Raw genomic sequence first — 17910 nt, 5'->3', positions numbered from 1 at the left:
ATATCATGGTAAAACCCTTACAAAGTTTAGAACTGCCTCTTGGCCACCCCTTAGTAGAGAAATTGTGCGATCGGTCTTTAAAAGATGGAGTCAAATTCAATGAAAAAAGTGAGCCGAATTTCAAAAAAGAAGTGCTAGAAGAGTATCGGACCAAGTTCAAGCAAGCGCTGCGGGTGCTTCATGTGATCGTCAATAATGAGACTTCTTTAAGGTATCTTTCTGATGACAATCAAAAATTCCTAGAGGATTTAGCGCAAGCTAAAAAGATCACTAATGAGCAAATAGAAAAAACCTTAGATATCGTTTCTATTAGCGATGTGGATGTGGATTTTGAAAAATTTAAAGAGTTGATGCTCAATGTGGATAACATAGCGGCAGGCCTTAAGAGCTATAGCCAAAGCCAATTGCTTGATTTAAATGGAGGGCATTGGGATTTAGAAGTGCCTAGCGCGCCTAAAGAAAGGGTAACCTTTAGGTTTGATAATTTAGACCCTAACGGCAAAGAAATGCATTTTTATGCGCGCTCAAGTTTGAAGGATTTAAACAAGGGCGTTGTCGCTATTGACTTTGGGACTAAAAGCACGACCGCAAGCTATATGGATGAAACGGGAACATACCGCTTGCTCTCTATTGGCGGGCTAGCAGATGACGCAAGCCCAACAAAGTTTGAAAACCCTACGATCATGGAGTTTAGATGTAAAGAAAACTTTCTTAACGCTTATAAGGCGCTAGATTACCGCCCTTTCACAGGACACAACGATGTAGAAGTGGCGCATGAAGCCCAAAAGAATGCTGCAGGCGTTAAAGGGAATGATTTGTATCGGTTTTTTTCTAAATTGAAGCAATGGGCTGGAGCGGATGAAAAACAGAATTTTAGGGATTTATTTGAGGATTTTTCTTTAGAAAGCTTTACTCACTGCACGGATTTTAACCCCATAGAAATCTATGCTTACTATATTGGCCGCTGCATCAACAACATGCACAATGGCGTGTTTTTGAAATACTTTTTATCCTATCCGATCAAGTATGAAAAGCATCAGGCTGAAAAAATCAGAGAGAGTTTTGAAAAAGGCTTGAAAAAATCCTTACCTAGGCATGTTTTTGACGATGAAAAAACGGCTAAAACTTTCAAAGTGGAATTGAGAGCGAGCGAGCCTTGCGCGTATGCCATTAGCGCTTTAAAAAGCTACGGGTTTTTTAAATCAGAGAAGTTAGACAAGCCGGTTTATTACGGGGTGTTTGATTTTGGGGGCGGGACGACGGATTTTGACTTTGGCAAATGGGAAAAAAGCGCTAGCCTCAAATTCGCCTACAAAATGACGCATTTTAGCAGTGGAGGGGATAAATATTTAGGCGGTGAAAATTTATTGGAATTGTTGGCTTGGGAAACGTATGCCAAAAATTTCCAAGAGCTGAAAGCAAAAGACGTTGTCATCGCCAAACCCAACTATGACAGGATTGATACGCAACGCTTTGGATCGTTTATGCAAAATTCCAGGGAAGCGCGCTTGAATTTGCAAACGATCGCTTCTAAATTACGCCCTTTTTTAGAAAATTTAGACGCCAATATTATAGAAGCGATAGAAGAAAATGAAAAGTTTGAGATAGAGGATTTTAAAAAGGATGATATTAAAGCTCAGCTGTTTGATAGGAATGAGGTAGAAACAGAAATCGGACTCCAAGTTGATTGCAAAGAGCTTTTAAGCCTCTTAAAAGACAAGATCAATGAAGGCGTTGCTAACTTCTTTGCCGGATTTTCTAAAGTGATGGCTGAAAACATTGATGATCAGTGTCGGGCGTTTCATATTTTCTTAGGCGGGAATGCGAGCAAATCGGTGTTGGTCAAACAAGCGTTTGAAAACGCCAAAGAAAAGCAACTCAAAGATTATAAGCAAAAGACTTCTAAAGATGATTTTAAATTCATCATTTATGAGCCGCTAGGCACAGAAGCCTCAGACAAACAGATTTTAGAGCTTACAGGAGAAGACGTTTCTAACACACCCGCTTATTTGAAGCCCACTTGCAAAACCGGGGTGGCTTTTGGGCTTTTAGAAAGCAGGGACAAGCCTAATGGGATTGAAAGGCCCTCTATAAGCTCCAACCCTGTGTTTAAATACGATTTAGGCATTGAGATAGAGGGGAAATTCCACGCTAAAATCCATAGGGATTCTTTAAAACCTAATGAATACCAGATTTTCCAAACTAAAGAGGAATGGGGAGGCTTTGATGAGTTAGAGATACGCTACAGCGACAAGTCTCTCGCCAACACCAACACTTTGGACATTCAAGACACGCAAATGATTTGCATAGCGCTAGAAGAGGTTGAAGAAGTGGATGTGAAGGTGTGCTGCGTGGATTCCCAAAGCATTAAAGTGGGGCTGTTTAAAGACGGCCAATTGATCTATGAAAGCGAGGTAGAAAAATTATGATGACTAAGAACGCTTACGCGTTTGTCGTGATTGAAAAAAGTATTATGGTGTTTAAATGTGCCAAAGACAAGGGGCTAATCCCTATCACTGAAGGCTTTGCGCCTTTAAAAGAGGGCTTTTTGAAAAGTTTTAAAGAGCGTTGCAATGTGGAATTTTTAGAAAATTTAGACCTTTTGTTTTTGTATGACTACCAGTTTTCAAGCGAGGTTTTTTCCTTGTGTAAAGATTTGAAAAATTCCATTTGGGACAGGAAGCTTGTGGTAGCGTTAGTGGAGGCTTTGGAGAATTTTAAGGGCTTGAATTTATCTCTTAAGATAGAAGACAGGCATTCTAACAGCTTGGGTAATGGTGCAAAAAAATTGCTCACCAACGCTGATTTAGGGAGCAACCACAAAACAATCGTGATAGACAGCATGAAAACATACCACCAAAGCCAGCAAGAAAAATACAAAAGAGAAAGAGGCGAAACGCTAGAGGTTCGCCCCACAACACCCCCTAGCTATGGGGGTGGGAGCATTAGGATCAGCGGCGATAAAAAGCCTGATTCTAATGAAGAAAATTTTTAAAAGAAAGGACAACCGATGAGCAGAGTGCAAATGGATACCGAAGAGGTCAGAGGGTTTGTGGAGCATTTAGAACGCTTTAAAGAGTTACTAAACGAGGAAGTGAATGGCTTAAGCAACCATTTCCATAATTTAGAATCATGGCAAGATGCTAGGAGGGATAAATTTAGCGAGGTGGTGGATAATTTGAAAGGCACTTTCAATGAATTTGATGAAGCTGCTCAAGAGCAAATCGCATGGCTTAAAGAGAGGATTAGGGTTTTAGAGCAAGATTATTAAGGGGTGGTTTATGGCTGAATGGAAAACGGACACAGAAGAAGTCAAAAAGGTTGTTGAAAAATGCAGGGATTTTAAAAGATCCTTGCAAGAAGAAAAATGCAGTCCATTTATCAAAGACCTTGATAGTTACGCACTAAAAATCCTAGTAGAGCGCAGAAAAATTGAAATGCAATTGGAAAAAGCCATAGGAGAATTAAAAGCAGCCAAAAAGGAGCGAAGGGGCTTTTGGGGATTTCTTGGGGAGCTTGGGAGAGATTTTGGTAATGCGGTAGGGTCGGTTATCCCTCCTGTTAAATTATGCGCTGAAGCTTGTGAAAAGGGCTTAAACCTTATGGAAGACAATATAGAAAAATGGGAACACAATGTAAGGTTATTAGAACGAATGCTTGAAATCTACTCCACTCAAGCCAAAGCGAGCGTGGATCTTGTGGAGGGGGCTTGGGAGAGCGTTAAAAAGATGTTACACTTTTATACTGATAAACACCAGGAATTTATCAGGCGTTTGAAACAATCGAGCGATGCGATAGATAACGAATACAACTTTCCAACCCCAGGCGTTTTAATGGAATACGATTTTGAACGGCCTACTTTCTCTTATAACCCTAAAAAAAGCGTTTTTAATGAACGATTGAAAGATTTGAGGGAAGATTTTAGCGCTTCTTTATACTCTGATTTAAAAGACAAGATCAACGCTTTTTCTCATAGGGATCGTGCTAAAGCCTCTAAAGAGCGAGAATTTGAAAAGAGTTTAGAGGATTTGATGCCAAGCGTTTTAAGCGTGCCTTCTTATAACGAAAGCTTGACTTTAGCCAAAAAGAATTGCGTTAAAAATTGTAAGAAAGCCTTACAAGATTTTGCAGAAAAAATCAAAAAATCCCCCAACGATTCAAACGCTATCAATGAAGCTTTTGATAATTTAGAAACAGAGTTAGAGCGTGCTACAGAAAATTTGAGCCAAAAAATCGATCCCGTTTTAGAACGCAATGAAAATTATGCGCAAAAAGCGTTGGAGTATAGGGAGTTTTTAGAAAGCCGTAAAGAGGGCTTTATGGTAGATGAGCAAAACCCTTATCCGGAAGAAGTCCGCTTTAATGAGTTGCGTTTAGCGGAATTTGATAGCGTTTTTAGCGCCATTGTGCCTTTAGAAGATTGGAGTAAAACCGCATGTGCTCATCATGCCCTAAAGGCTTTACAAACCGCGCTTAAAGACAACGATTTGGGCTTTGATGCGGCAGAATTGGAACAGATCGCAAAAGGATTCATTCCTAGGGGCTATTTGTGGCATTTTGACGCGAATGTTTTAGGGAATGTGGCGTTGGTGAGAGAAGAGTTATTATTAGGCGTGAAACATACGAAAGGATACAAACTATGGGAGAAATTCCTACAAACACAGAACTGAATTGGGAATTTGTAGAGCCGCTCAATGACAATGCGTTGAGCGATCTAGAAGAGCGGTTGAAAATAGGCTTTAGCGATGAATTTAAGGACTTTATCAACCGATCAAACTATGGTTTTAGCCAATTGTGTTATTTCATGGTGGGCAATGAATCCTACATGTTCAAACATGTTTTGAATTTCAACTTAGAGAGCTTATTGATTGATTTTATGCAGAGCTTAAAAGAATGGTTAGAGCCTGAAGAAATCGTCTTCGCTAATGACGGGTATGGGGGGTATTATCTTTGGAATACCACCACTGATGTGGTGCTGTTTTTAGACACTGATGATGGCTCAAAAAAAGCGCTATTAAATCTTAAAATGTTTTTAAAAAAACTGGAATCAAGGGGTTAAAATGTTTTCTCATAAAGTTTTTTTGGAGGGTTGTACCAATGAGTTAAGAAGGATTTGCGACTATTTCGTAGAAAACGCCATGCAAGATGATTTGGGGCAGAAACTTAAAAGTGAGGTGCTAGAGGAGATGCTAAAAATCGCACATGATTTAGAAAATTTAGAGCAAGACACTCAATACGAAATGAGAAAAATCAACGAGCAACTTGAAGAAGCCAAGCGTTTGGAGAAGCAAATTCATATGAATTTCCATTCACCAAGCGAGATCGATAGGCTTATGCGTGAAGCTAAAGAGCATGAAAGAGAAGCCAAGAGGCGCTATGATGAATATCTTAAGGATAAAGATGATTGATGCGGGTATTTTATTAAAAGAATTGGACGACGCCTTAGATAAAGTTGTTGCTAAAAAAGAGTCAGAGAGTTTTCTCAAGCCGATCATCTCACGAATAGAGGACTACCAAAAGAGTATCAGGAAAATTCAAGTGCAATTCACAGACGCGCCAAAGTTCAATGAAGAGGGCGCTTACCCTAAATTTTTGAGCTGTGGTTTATTGGAAATTAAAGGCAAGAATGGCGCTAACATGGAATTTTTATTGCCTAAAGTTTATCCTTTCCCCCCTAAAAGCTTGTATATAGAGCATGAAAAAGACGGGCAGTTTTTGAGAGAAATGCTCATGCGCTTACTCTCCAGCGCGCCTTTAGTGCAATTGGAAGTGATCTTGATTGATGCGTTGAGCTTGGGGGGCATTTTCAATCTGGCCAGAAGGCTTTTAGATAAAGACAATGACTTTATTTACCAGCAAAGGATTTTGACCGAAAGCAAGGAAATAGAAGAAGCCCTAAAGCATTTGTATGAATATTTAAAGGTTAATTTGCAAGAAAAATTAGCCGGTTTTAGAGATTTTGCGCATTATAATGAAAACGAGAAAGACCCCTTGCTTTTAAAAGCGCTTTTTTTAAGCGGGGTAGATGCTTTGAGTAAAGACGCGCTTTATTATTTGGAAAAGATCATGCGTTTTGGCTCTAAAAATGGGGTTTTGAGCTTTGTCAATTTGGAGAGCGAAAAAAACAATCAATCCACAGAAGATTTGAAACGCTATGCGGAGTTTTTTAAAGATACGACAAGTTTTGAACGCTTGAAATACCTTAATGTGGAAGTCATCAACGATCATGGTATCCAATCCCAGCACATGCAAGACTTCGCCGATAAAATTAAAGCGTATTATGAGAAAAAGAAAGTAGTTAAAAGGGAGTTGAAAGACTTACAAAAAGACAAAGAATTTTGGACTAAAAGTTCTCAGTCTAAAGTGTCTGTGCCGGTAGGGTGGGATATTAACCATAAGGAAGTGTGTTTTGAAATCGGTAACGAACAAAACCACACGCTCATTTGCAACCACAGCGGGAGCGGGAAATCCAATTTCTTGCATGTGTTGATCCAAAATCTAGCCTTCTACTACGTGCCCAATGAGATCCAACTCTTTTTGTTAGACTATAAAGAGGGGGTGGAATTTAACGCATACACAGATCCGATTTTAGAGCATGCGAGGTTGGTGAGCGTGGCGAGTTCGGTAGGTTATGGCATGAGTTTTTTAAGCTGGCTTTGTAAAGAAATGCAAAAAAGAGCCGAGCTGTTCAAGCAGTTTAAGGTGAAAGATTTAAGCGATTACCGAAAGCATGAAAAAATGCCCAGACTGATCGTGGTGATTGATGAATTTCAGGTGCTTTTTAGCGACAACTCCACTAAAGGGAAAGAGAGCGTGGAGTAGTCTTTAAACACTTTGCTTAAAAAGGGCCGCAGCTATGGGGTGCATTTAATTTTAGCCACTCAAACCATGCGCAACATTGGCATCAGTGATAGCTTTAAGGCTCAAATCGCCAACCGCATCGCTTTGCCTATGGATGCAGAAGACAGCAGTAGTGTTTTGGGCGATGATGCGGCTTGTGAGCTTGTCAGGCCAGAAGGCATTTTCAACAACAACGGAGGGCATCAAAAATTCCACACCAAGATGAGTATCCCTAAAGCCCCTGATGATTTCAAATCTTTTCTCACAAAAATACACGCTGAATTTAACCAAAGAAACCTCGCGCCCATAGATCGTAAAATCTATAATGGCGAAACGGCCTTAAAAATGCCCAACACCCTTAAGGCTAATGAAATGCGTTTGCATCTGGGCAAAAAAGTGGATTATGAGCAAAAGGACCTGATAGTGGAGTTTGAAAACAACGAATCGCATTTGTTAGTGGTGAGCCAAGATTTAAACGCTCGCATCGCTTTAATGAAACTCTTATTCCAAAACATTAAGAGCGCGAACAAAGAATTGGTTTTTTGCAATAAAGAAAAACGCTTGATAAGGTCTTTTGATGCGCAAAAAGAATACGGCATCACGCCTGTAGAAAATATTTTAAGCGTTTTAGACACCGCTATGAACCCTAATAGCGTGCTGATGATAGACAATCTCAACGAAGCGAAAGAATTGCACGACAAAGTAGGGGCGGAAAAGTTAAAATCGTTTTTAGAAAAAGCCACAGACAACGAGCAGTATTGCGTCATTTTTGCGCATGACTTTAGGCAAATTAAAACTAATTACCATTTTGACAAGTTAAAAGAATTGTTAAACAACCACTTCAAGCAATGCCTAGCCTTTAGGTGCAATGAGGAAAACTTGAACGCTATCAAAAGCGGTTTACCCTCACCAAGCGAACTCAATGTGCTCTTCATAGAGCTTTCTAAAGACAGCGTTACTGAATTCAGGCCTTTCAGCTTATAGGGTCAAAAAAAAGGGGGGTTAAAAAGACTAAAGGGATTTAATCTTTTTGAAGCGCTTTTAAACCTTTGGCGTAATCGTTTGCGTGGTGAAACGAGCGATTTTTTCTCTTAAATGCAACAAGGGTTCTGAGCCTTTCGCTAAAGCTTTCACACATAAATGAGAACTAGCAATCTCGCTCACGGCTCCATCCACTCCTTCGCTTTCTTCAATCAATCCTCGCACACCAGACAGCTCTATGGGGCAATTGACAAGCACCAAATTCAAATAATGCGTGTAGCCATCAAACATGCACATATTATTCATGTCGGTGGTTTTGGGATCTAAAATCGTATTATCATAATAGATAGGTTTCTCATCTTGTAAAATAGCGATTTTGGTGTGCAAGCGGTTGAATTGGAACAACTCATTGCGTGCCACTCGCCCAGCGACAATGATTTCACTATAGAGCAATTGAGAGCTAGAGCGTAAAGAAATCGTGGTATTGCCCTTAAAATGCGCGTTTTCAAAGGGGATTAACGGGAAAGGCGCGAAGTCTAAAAAAGCGTTTTCCCCCACAACAATGTGCATGTCTCTGCTGGCAAACCCGTCTTCAGTGTTATGGATTTTTTCAAAGGATTGCGAAGTGATCCTTAGCTTGCAATTTGGACCGATGTTCAATTGCACATCTTGCACATCGCCTTTCATTAAGCCAGGGCTTACCGCTAAAAGCATGATTTCAGCTAAATCGTCTTTAGGGTAAAAGGGCGCCATGAGCTTAAAGGGGGGCGTGAAAAAATTGTCTTCAATCACGCACCGCCCATCAGCCCCTATTTTGGTTTTTAGCCTGAGCTTGGATTCTTGAGCGTAAGTGTTCATCAATCTTCCAATAAAGCGTTGCGCTTGATCCAAGCGATCACATCGTCTAGGCCTTCTTTAGCGCGGATATTCGTAAAAATAAAGGGCTTTTCGCCGCGCATCTTTTTAGAATCCCTTTCCATGACTTTCAAGTCCGCTCCCACATAGGGGGCTAAGTCAATTTTATTGATGACAAGCAAGTCTGAACGCGTGATTCCTGGCCCGCCTTTCCTAGGGATTTTATCGCCCTCAGCCACATCAATCACAAAAATCGTAAAATCCGCTAGCTCTGGGTTAAAAGTCGCTGAAAGGTTATCGCCTCCGCTTTCAATCAAAAGCAGTTCCAAATTAGGGAAACGGCCATGCATTTCTTCTACAGCTTCTAAATTCATAGAAGCGTCTTCTCTAATAGCCGTGTGCGGACAGCCTCCTGTTTCTACGCCAATGATCCTCTCTCGTGGCATCACCGAATTTTTACACATAAACTCCGCATCTTCTTTAGTGTAAATATCATTAGTGATGACCGCCATGTCATAATCTTTTGACATGTGGCGCGTTAAAGCTTCAATCAAGGCGGTTTTACCGCTTCCTACAGGACCACAAACTCCAATTTTTACCATAAAATTCCTTTCAATTTGAGATTAAAATTCAAGACATATAAAGGCGCGAGTATAAACTCTCATGCTGCATCGCCTTAATGTCGTTTTGAACGCTTGCCGCGCACAAGTGGCTTTCATCTAATTCTAGGGTTTTTTCTATGAGCTGGTTAAAAGGGCTTTGCAAGCTCAATAAGATTTTTTGCCCGTCGTTTTGGGATAAGGGGACGCTTTTAACGCAGTTGATCACCATGTTAGAAGTTTGCGCATAAAGATAATGCCTTAAAGCCTTTTTCAATTCCATATTCAAACTCGCCGCAAAAACGCCATAGCTAGTGGCATGGGTGGGATCTTTGGTTGTTTGAGCGTAAGCGTTAAAAAATGCACCCATGTCTAATTCATTCATGGCTTGTAAGGTTTTAATGAAACGATTGCCTAGCTTTTGATTGGCTAATCGTAATTCCATGGGGCTTGTGGATAGCATAATAACTTCTTCAACCCCTAAAATTTTTTTTAAATCTTGTTGGAGGGTGCTTTCATAGGTTAATTTCAAACTCAGCATTTCCGTGTAAAGGAACTGGCTAGAGAGATTGGCTTTTAAATATTCTAAAGCACTTTCTTTGTTGGTAACCTTTTTTTGTTGGATGTAAGTTTCTAGCCCAAAAGAATGCGTGTAAGATCCAATGGGGAACACCGCATCATTGACTTGCAGAATCAGAAATTCATTATCTACATGACTATTGACATTATTGTCTGTCTTTGGGGTTTTTGGGGGCATAGCCACGCTTTTTTTAGTGCTTTTCACGCTCTTTCCTTTATCCATTCTGTTATTTTTCTATTTCATGACCACTTTAAAATCGCTCGCTAGTGAGACCTTAAAATTAGGCTCACTATGGGGCATGCTCACGGTTAAGCGTTCTTTGGAATCCAGTTTTGAACTTAAAACACGATTTTGAACCCCTAGCTTTTCTAATAACGCTAGCGTGGGCTTTTCAAATGGTGTTTTAAATTCAAATTGAGACTCGCCATAGTATAAAGCCGCATGGCGGTTCCCTATTTCGTAGCATATTTTCGCTACTTCAGCCACGCTCTTGGCTTGGATGTGAATGACTTCAGAATCCAAGATATTAACGGCGATAATTTCCTTCTCTTCTTTAAATAAAATATCCCCTTGAGAGAGACCCAACCTGGGAGCGTCTTTAAGGCGTATGGCTATGTCTTTGCCTTGCCTGGTTTTAAAGCGAGCGATTTTTTTCCTCGTTTCAAACCATTCTAAATCCACATGATCCACGCTGAAATCCAAGGGGTTTAAATCCCTTAGATTGCCCATTAAACGCTCTATGATCATCTCACACCCAGTGTTGGATAAAGAGTAACCAAGCAGGGATCCAAGCGGTTAAAATACCCTCAATGATAGCAAGCCATGGAGTGAATTTCCCTAAAGGGATTTTCAAGATGTTTTCAATGAAAGCGGTAAGCCACAAAACACCCCAAGCCAACCAAATGATCGCCCACCAATCGCCTTCAGTGATGCCTAACACTTTGTGGTCATCAAGCATATCGCTATAGTGGGATAAAATCGCAGCAGGGACAGTGTTGATCGCTACGAATAGGCTATACCAAGAATAGGGCCTCCAATCCAAACCAAAAGTGTGGTTGATAGCCGCATACAAGTAGGTAAAACCAAACAATAACCCAGTCGCTGGCCCATAGAAACTAGTCAAATGGTGTGATACTTGAACAATATCTTCTGCACCTTCTACAGGGGCTGTAGGGTGGAGCGCGGAGTAAGTGATTACAACTATATTACAAATAATGGAGAGCCCACCCACAAAAAAGTTCATCACCGCAGTGCTTTTAGGATCGACTTTGGTTAACCCGCAAATCCCATTGCTGATTAAAACAATCCCAACATATAACAATACAAGTCCTAGCATTGCCTTATCCTTCCAAAACAAAATTTTTACAACAAACGCACCTTACGAATAACCTTTGTTGCTTGAGCTAATCATAAAGAAAAATAGTAAATTGACAAAAAATAAAAACAAAAAAATAAGCCCCTAACTTTTAATAAATAATAAAAGTCAGAGAGCTTAAAAACTAAGATTTAAGGAGGAACGCTCCAAAAATCCTAGAAAATTAAAAATCCTAGAGAAAATCCTAGAAAATGCTAAAGAGTTGCGCCAAGCTCACTTTATTGGCTGGTTTAGAAGTTACTTCTTTGCCATCCACGAACACATGGTAAGTTTCAGGATTGACTTCAATGTGAGCGGTAGTGTCGTTGAATTGCATGTCTTTTTTGGTGATGTTTCTGCAATTTTTTACCGGCAACACTTGTCTTTCAAGCCCCAATTCTTCTTTAATGCCTTTGTCATAAGCCGCTTGAGACACAAAAGTGATGTTTGCATCGTATTTAGCTTTACCATGGTGAGCGAACATTTCTCTGTAATAAACCGGTTGTGGGGTAGGGATAGAAGCGTTCGCATCGCCCATTTGACTTAACGCAATGAATCCGCCTTTGATGATCATGTTGGGTTTCACGCCAAAGAATGCTGGACTCCACAATACCAAGTCAGCCACTTTGCCCACTTCTACTGAACCTACATACTCGCTAATCCCATGAGCTATCGCTGGGTTAATGGTGTATTTAGACAAGTAGCGTTTGATCCTGAAGTTGTCGTTATCGCCTTTTTCTTCTTTCAAGCGGCCAAATTCTTTTTTGTTTTTGTCAGCTGTTTGCCAAGTTCTAGTGATAACTTCACCCACACGACCCATCGCTTGAGAGTCAGAACTGGTGATTGAGAAAATCCCCATGTCATGCAAAGTGTCTTCAGCCGCAATGGTTTGAGGGCGGATCCTTGAATCAGCGAACTGAACATCTTCTTTAATGCTTTTATCCAAGTGGTGGCACACCATAAGCATGTCCATGTGTTCAGCTTCTGTATTCACGGTGAAAGGGATAGTGGGGTTAGTGGAAGCGGGTAGAATGTTGTGTTCACCGGCCACTTTAATAATATCAGGAGCGTGTCCGCCGCCAGCGCCTTCAGTGTGGAAAGTGTGCATAGTGCGCCCAGCAATAGCTGCCATAGTGTCTTCCACGCAACCGGCTTCATTCAAAGTGTCTGTGTGGATAGCGACTTGCACATCGTATTTGTCCGCAACATCTAACGCATGATTGATTGCAGAAGGAGTGGTGCCCCAGTCTTCGTGGATTTTAAAGCCAATCGCACCGGCTTCAATTTGATCGGCTAAGCTCGCATCGTTAGAAGCGTTACCTTTAGCCAAGAAACCTAAGTTCATAGAATATTCTTCAGCCGCTCTGAGCATCCATTTTAAGTTTCTTCTACCTGGAGTGATAGTAGTCGCATTAGTGCCATCAGCAGGACCGGTTCCGCCACCAATCATGGTTGTTACACCGCTTGCAAAAGCTGTAGGGATTTGTTGGGGTGAAATGAAGTGGATGTGTGTGTCAATACCACCAGCCGTTACGATCAAGCCTTCACCGGCTAAGGCTTCGGTAGCAGGGCCCACGCTAAGATTGTTTTTAACGCCATCTTGCATGTCTTTGTTACCGCCTTTACCGATGCCAGCGATTTTGCCATCTTTAATACCAATATCCGCTTTATAAATACCGGTGTAATCCACGATTAAAGCGTTAGTGATGATTAGATCCAGTTCTTCTTTGCTGGGGTTGTTAGATTGGCTCATGCCTTCTCTTAGGGTTTTACCGCCGCCGAATTTAAGCTCTTCGCCATAAATGGTGTAGTCATGTTCTACTTCAGCGATCAAGTCTGTATCGCCCAATCTCACTTTATCGCCTGTAGTAGGGCCATACATAGAAACATATTCTTTTCTGCTAATCTTTTTCATTTCTTACTCCTTAATTGTTTTTACATAGTTGTCATCGCTTTTAGCGCCATGAAAACCACGCTCTTTAGCTCTGTGTAAAGCAATTTTTTTGCTTTCGTTGTCTGCTTGCCTATCAACCAATGCGTTAAATCCAAAGATTCTTCTGTTACCGCCAATGTCAATCAATTCTACGGATTTTTCTTCGCCAGGTTCAAACCTTACCGCTGTCCCGCTCGCAATGTCTAAGCGTTTACCGAAAGTTTTTTCTCTGTCAAAGTCTAAGCATCTATTCACTTCAAAGAAATGGAAGTGTGAGCCGATTTGAACCGGTCTGTCGCCAACATTTTTAACTTTCACGCTAACGGCTTTTTTGCCTTCGTTGATAGTGATGTCTTCATTTTTTAAGAACAACTCACCAGGAACTAATTTACCATTGGCCTCAATAGGGGTATGCACGGTTACGAGTTTAGTCCCATCAGGAAACATCGCTTCAATACCCACTTCATGGATCATGCTTGCCACGCCATCCATCACATCATCCGGTTTTAAAAGAGTGCGCCCTTCTTGCATCAATTCAGCCGCAGTCTTTTTACCAGCTCTCGCTTCTTCCATAATATGGGCACTAATCAGAGCTACCGCTTCTACATAGTTAAGCTTAATGCCTTTTTCTTTGCGTTTTTTAGCCAATTCTCCAGCATAGTGGAGCATCAACTTATCTAACTCTTTTGGGGTGAGTTTCATCTCATTCTCCTATTCTTAAAGTGTTTTTCCTTGAAGACATAACGCAATCAAGGTTGGATGTAATTGTAGCAATGTTTTGATTTACTAAGATTAACAGAAGCGTTCATTAACTAATTATTATTTAAAATGAATTAGTGTTATATTTTTGAAGTGCTATAAAAGCGTTATTGGAAGCGCGTTTAATACCCCTTTAGAATTTATAAAGATCAAAAACTCGCAAAAAAATGAGAATTAAAATTGGAGTGATAATGGTGGCCACGACTGGACTTGAACCAGCGGCCACTACCATGTCAAGGTAGTGCTCTACCAACTGAGCTACGCGACCTTTTATTTAAAAAGGGTAATTATGCCTTAATTTTGTTTTGTTTTTGCTTAAAAAAGAATTGTCTTAACAATAAAACGCCCACGCCCACATCTATCATGACATCAGCGAAGTTAAAAATGGCAAAATCAAAGCCATAATGATAATACACATAATCCACCACGCCCCCATGCACAAACCGGTCTAAAACATTAGAAACCCCAGCGCCAAACACCATGCCAAACTCTATCGCATGGTTTTTAAAAAGCCCCTTTTGGCGCATTAAAAAGATAAAAAGCCCTAAAATCAAAAGGATTTGCAAGTATTTCAAACCTCCCTCTAAAAAACTGAGCAAGGAAAACGCCACGCCTTTATTGAACACCAAAACAATATCTATAACCAAACTTTCATAGCGAAACCCCTCTAAAATAGCGTGTTTAATCGCTTGATCCACGCCAAAAATAAGGGAAAAAACCCCTATAAAAACCAACAGGCTTTTTTTAGTGGTGTTTAGCACAAATGCCCTTCAAAAAATTCTTTTAATTCTTGCATTTTGGATTCTAAAAGTTTTTCGTCTTTAGCTTCTAAAAGGATTCGTAATTTGTTTTCAGTGCCGCTATAACGGATCAAATGGCGGATCTCTAGTTGGTCTAATTCTTTTAAAAGAGCGCTATAACCTTTCAGGCTTTCTAAAGGGGGCTTTTTTTGGATATTCAAATTCACTAGGCTTTGGGGGTATAGTTCAAAGGGGTTTAACGCAACAGAGCTCACAAGCTTACTTTCTAGCACTAACGCGCTCACTTGCAAAGCGCACACCAAACCATCGCCGGTTTTAGCGTAATCGCTAAAAATGATATGCCCGCTTTGCTCGCCTCCAAAATTGGCTTTATTCAATTGCATGCATTCGCTCACAAACTTATCCCCAATCGCGCAATGCTTCAATTCCAAATCTTGGGATTTTAAATATTCTTTAAGGGCTAAATTGCTCATGTTTGTGGCGACAATCGCTTGAGAAGAAAGGGCGTTTTTAGATTTTTGATAAACCCCTAACACCCCTAAAAGCTTGTCCCCATGCACGATATTCCCTAAATTATCCACCACCACTAGCCTGTCAGCATCGCCATCAAAAGCAAAGCCCAAATCCGCGCGGTATTTTTTCACTTCCTGGCTCAGTTGGTTAGGGTGTAAAGCCCCGCATTGTTCATTAATATTACACCCGTTAGGCTCATCATTAATCACTAAAACATCAGCCCCAAGCTCGCTAAAAACTACCGGAGCCACCTTATAAGCCGCGCCATTAGCGGTATCTAGCACGATCCTTAAACTCTGTAAATTCAAATGTTTGGGGAAAGAGTGTTTTAAATGCACGATATAGCGCCCTATGACATCGTCTATCCTTTTAGCGCTACCGACGCTCTCGCCCACTTTATAGCTAGAATGCAGTAATTCTTCATCATGAAAGATTTCTTCAATCGCTTTTTCTTCTTCTTCTTTAAGCTTATAACCATAAGAATTGAAAAACTTAATGCCATTATCTTCAAAAGGGTTGTGGCTTGCGCTTATCATAATACCCGCATCACAGCGCATGTCTTCGGTTAAAAACGCAATCGCAGGGGTAGGCATAGGCCCTATTTGAATCACATTATAGCCTATGGAAGTTAAAGCGCTCACTAAAGCGTTTTCTACCATATAGCCGCTTTTTCTGGTGTCTTTACCAATTAAGATCTTATTTGTTTTAGAATGTTTTTTAAAATACAACCCGGTCGCAATGCCCAAACGCATCACAAACATGGGGGTGAGTTTCACCCCTGCTTTACCCCTCACGCCATCAGTCCCAAAAATTTTCATCGTTATAAAATACCTTTTAAACTATTTTTAATCAATTTTTAGATAGGATTATGCCAAATTTTACATTACAAAGGGATTAAAACAAGGCTATGGCAAATCATAAGTCCGCAGAAAAGCGAATCAGACAGACCATTAAAAGAACCGAACGCAACAGGTTCTATAAAACTAAAGTTAAAAATATTATTAAGGCCGTGCGTGAAGCGGTCGCTGTCAATGATGTAGCAAAAGCTCAAGAGCGTTTGAAAATCGCTAATAAAGAGTTGCATAAATTTGTCAGCAAGGGGATTTTAAAGAAAAACACCGCTTCTAGGAAAGTTTCAAGGCTTAACGCTTCAGTGAAAAAAATCGCTCTCGCTTAGTTTTGAGACGTTTTTAACTTCTTTAAGCTCAATAATGGATTTTATTATTGGGCTTCTTTTTAAGTTTTTTAGATTGTTATGTCTTTCACTCACATCTTTTTATAGGTAGTCTTGCATGTCTATTCTAGCTGAAAAGCTTTCTTCTATTCTCAAACGATACGACGAACTCACAGCGTTGCTTTCTAGTGCTGAAGTGGTTAGCGATATTAAAAAACTCACCGAATTGAGCAAAGAGCAAAGCTCCATTGAAGAAATCTCTGTAGCGAGTAAAGAGTATTTGAGCGTTTTAGAGAATATCAAAGAAAATAAAGAGCTTTTAGAAGACAAGGAATTGAGCGAACTGGCTAAAGAAGAGTTAAAAATTTTAGAAATCAAAAAAAGCGATCTAGAAACCGCCATTAAGCAACTCCTTATCCCCAAAGATCCTAACGACGATAAAAACATTTATTTAGAATTAAGGGCCGGCACGGGGGGCGATGAAGCGGGCATTTTTGTAGGGGATTTGTTTAAGGCGTATTGCCGTTATGCGGATTTGAAAAAATGGAAAGTAGAGATAGTGAGCTCTAGCGAAAACAGCGTAGGGGGCTATAAAGAAATCATCGCTTTGATTAAGGGTAGGGGCGTGTATTCAAGGCTCAAATTTGAAGCAGGCACGCATCGAGTCCAAAGAGTCCCTGAAACAGAATCTCAAGGGCGCATCCACACTTCCGCTATCACAGTAGCGATCATGCCTGAAGTGGATGATGTGGAAGTTTCTATCAACCCTAACGATTTAAAGATTGAAGTGTTTCGCGCTGGCGGGCATGGGGGGCAATGCGTCAATACCACAGACTCTGCGGTGCGCATCACGCACCTTCCCACTAATATCAGCGTGAGCATGCAAGATGAAAAATCCCAGCATAAAAACAAGGATAAAGCCCTAAAAATCTTAAAAGCGCGCCTTTATGAAAAACAAATTGAAGAGCAGCAACTCGCTAACGCCAAAGACCGAAAGGAGCAAGTGGGTAGTGGGGACAGGAGTGAAAGGATCCGCACTTATAATTACCCGCAAAACCGCTTGAGCGAGCATAGAATCAATTTAACTCTGTATAGTTTAGAAGAAATCATGCTTTCAGGGAATTTAGATGAAGTGATCAACCCTTTAATCGCTCATGCTCAAAGCCAGTTTGAATAGGATTTTTACCATCAAACGATACGACAAAAGCGATAAAACACTCAAGCATTTTTTAAGATAGCCACCCACTACGACCAAAAACCCTAAAAGCTCTAAATTTTCGCCCCACACAAAAACAGCGTAAAAGCTTCCATAAAATATAATTAAATATAATTTTAAATTCTTTATATATATAAATACATTTTTAAAAAATAAAACGATTTATTTAACCCATTCTTAACGAAAAATTCACTTTTTTGTGATATAACTCAAAAGCTTAATATTTGTAAGAGCGAATTGTATTCTGTAGAAGCGAATGTATTCAAGGACAACTCTCAAATTTTGATGATCCCCTATATTTTTGCGCCATAGCATGAATGCAATAAAAAAAGAAATCCTTAGGAT

General features: G+C 40.3%; 18 protein-coding genes, 1 tRNA gene and 1 pseudogene. 9 read left to right on the top strand and 11 right to left on the bottom strand.

Annotated elements, in window-relative coordinates:
* The first annotated feature begins 5 nt into the window (after positions 1-5).
* The 7 genes and pseudogenes from J5F42_RS01275 to J5F42_RS01245 all read left to right on the top strand — a co-directional run bounded on the left by J5F42_RS01275 (position 6) and on the right by J5F42_RS01245 (position 7824).
* On the top strand, positions 6-2429 hold the full coding sequence (locus J5F42_RS01275; RefSeq protein ID WP_283491417.1) for a hypothetical protein: 2424 nt from the start codon (positions 6-8) through the stop codon (positions 2427-2429).
* Complete coding sequence (locus tag J5F42_RS01270) at positions 2426-2995, top strand: hypothetical protein (RefSeq protein WP_097699231.1); 570 nt, start codon at positions 2426-2428, stop codon at positions 2993-2995. The genes J5F42_RS01275 and J5F42_RS01270 overlap by 4 nt, the downstream gene beginning before the upstream one ends.
* 15 nt (positions 2996-3010) lie before the next feature.
* On the top strand, positions 3011-3271 hold the full coding sequence (locus J5F42_RS01265) for a type VII secretion protein (RefSeq protein ID WP_078241841.1): 261 nt from the start codon (positions 3011-3013) through the stop codon (positions 3269-3271).
* Positions 3272-3281: 10 nt separating this feature from the next.
* Complete coding sequence (locus J5F42_RS01260; RefSeq protein ID WP_283491416.1) at positions 3282-4670, top strand: HNH endonuclease; 1389 nt, start codon at positions 3282-3284, stop codon at positions 4668-4670.
* A complete protein-coding gene (locus J5F42_RS01255; protein WP_283491415.1) occupies positions 4640-5059 on the top strand; it encodes an SMI1/KNR4 family protein in 420 nt (139 codons plus the stop codon). The genes J5F42_RS01260 and J5F42_RS01255 overlap by 31 nt, the downstream gene beginning before the upstream one ends.
* Before the next feature lies 1 nt (position 5060).
* Complete coding sequence (locus J5F42_RS01250) at positions 5061-5408, top strand: hypothetical protein (protein WP_283491414.1); 348 nt, start codon at positions 5061-5063, stop codon at positions 5406-5408.
* A pseudogene (locus tag J5F42_RS01245) lies at positions 5401-7824 on the top strand (FtsK/SpoIIIE domain-containing protein). The gene J5F42_RS01250 and the pseudogene J5F42_RS01245 overlap by 8 nt, the downstream one beginning before the upstream one ends.
* A 57-nt stretch (positions 7825-7881) precedes the next feature.
* Here J5F42_RS01245 and J5F42_RS01240 read toward each other — a convergent pair.
* The 10 genes from J5F42_RS01240 to glmM form a co-directional block, all read right to left on the bottom strand.
* The gene (locus tag J5F42_RS01240; protein ID WP_097699227.1) at positions 7882-8679 is read right to left on the bottom strand and encodes an urease accessory protein UreD; all 798 of its coding nucleotides are present in this window, start codon (positions 8677-8679) and stop codon (positions 7882-7884) included.
* Positions 8679-9278 carry an urease accessory protein UreG gene (gene ureG, locus J5F42_RS01235; protein WP_000238762.1) on the bottom strand — a complete coding sequence of 200 codons (600 nt, stop codon included), beginning with the start codon at positions 9276-9278 and terminating at the stop codon, positions 8679-8681. The genes J5F42_RS01240 and ureG overlap by 1 nt, the downstream gene beginning before the upstream one ends.
* Before the next feature lie 28 nt (positions 9279-9306).
* On the bottom strand, positions 9307-10077 hold the full coding sequence (locus tag J5F42_RS01230; RefSeq protein ID WP_097699226.1) for an urease accessory protein UreF: 771 nt from the start codon (positions 10075-10077) through the stop codon (positions 9307-9309).
* Between the two features lie 12 nt (positions 10078-10089).
* Positions 10090-10602: an urease accessory protein UreE gene (ureE, locus tag J5F42_RS01225; protein ID WP_097691625.1), complete on the bottom strand. Its 513-nt coding sequence runs from the start codon at positions 10600-10602 to the stop codon at positions 10090-10092.
* 1 nt (position 10603) lies between these two features.
* Positions 10604-11191, bottom strand: coding sequence for an acid-activated urea channel protein UreI (gene ureI / locus J5F42_RS01220; RefSeq protein ID WP_000901250.1), 588 nt, complete (start codon positions 11189-11191; stop codon positions 10604-10606).
* Positions 11192-11414: 223 nt separating this feature from the next.
* Positions 11415-13124, bottom strand: a complete 1710-nt coding sequence (ureB, locus tag J5F42_RS01215; protein WP_000724295.1) for an urease subunit beta — start codon at positions 13122-13124, stop codon at positions 11415-11417.
* Positions 13125-13127: 3 nt separating this feature from the next.
* A complete protein-coding gene (gene ureA, locus J5F42_RS01210; RefSeq protein ID WP_000779223.1) occupies positions 13128-13844 on the bottom strand; it encodes an urease subunit alpha in 717 nt (238 codons plus the stop codon).
* Positions 13845-14093: 249 nt separating this feature from the next.
* Positions 14094-14169 (bottom strand) — tRNA-Val (locus tag J5F42_RS01205).
* A 19-nt stretch (positions 14170-14188) separates the two neighbouring features.
* Positions 14189-14662 carry a signal peptidase II gene (gene lspA / locus J5F42_RS01200; protein WP_283491413.1) on the bottom strand — a complete coding sequence of 158 codons (474 nt, stop codon included), beginning with the start codon at positions 14660-14662 and terminating at the stop codon, positions 14189-14191.
* Complete coding sequence (gene glmM, locus J5F42_RS01195; RefSeq protein WP_283491412.1) at positions 14656-15993, bottom strand: phosphoglucosamine mutase; 1338 nt, start codon at positions 15991-15993, stop codon at positions 14656-14658. Before glmM ends, lspA begins: the two co-directional genes overlap by 7 nt.
* Positions 15994-16082: 89 nt before the next feature.
* On the opposite strand from glmM, the gene rpsT reads away from it, so the two are divergent.
* Entirely contained in the window at positions 16083-16352 is a 270-nt protein-coding gene (gene rpsT, locus J5F42_RS01190; RefSeq protein ID WP_001273632.1) for a 30S ribosomal protein S20, read from the top strand.
* A gap of 115 nt (positions 16353-16467) precedes the next feature.
* Complete coding sequence (gene prfA / locus J5F42_RS01185; protein ID WP_097699223.1) at positions 16468-17526, top strand: peptide chain release factor 1; 1059 nt, start codon at positions 16468-16470, stop codon at positions 17524-17526.
* Here the strand turns inward: prfA and J5F42_RS01180 are convergent.
* Positions 17494-17637 carry a hypothetical protein gene (locus tag J5F42_RS01180; RefSeq protein ID WP_164859947.1) on the bottom strand — a complete coding sequence of 48 codons (144 nt, stop codon included), beginning with the start codon at positions 17635-17637 and terminating at the stop codon, positions 17494-17496. The genes prfA and J5F42_RS01180 overlap by 33 nt on opposite strands.
* Positions 17638-17910: the final 273 nt, after the last annotated feature.

Origin of the sequence: Helicobacter pylori (assembly GCF_030062585.1) — a bacterium.
Taxonomy (GTDB): Bacteria; Campylobacterota; Campylobacteria; order Campylobacterales; family Helicobacteraceae; genus Helicobacter; species Helicobacter pylori_CN.
Note: the sequence above shows the minus strand (reverse complement) of the source record. Positions and strands in the feature narration are given on the sequence as shown.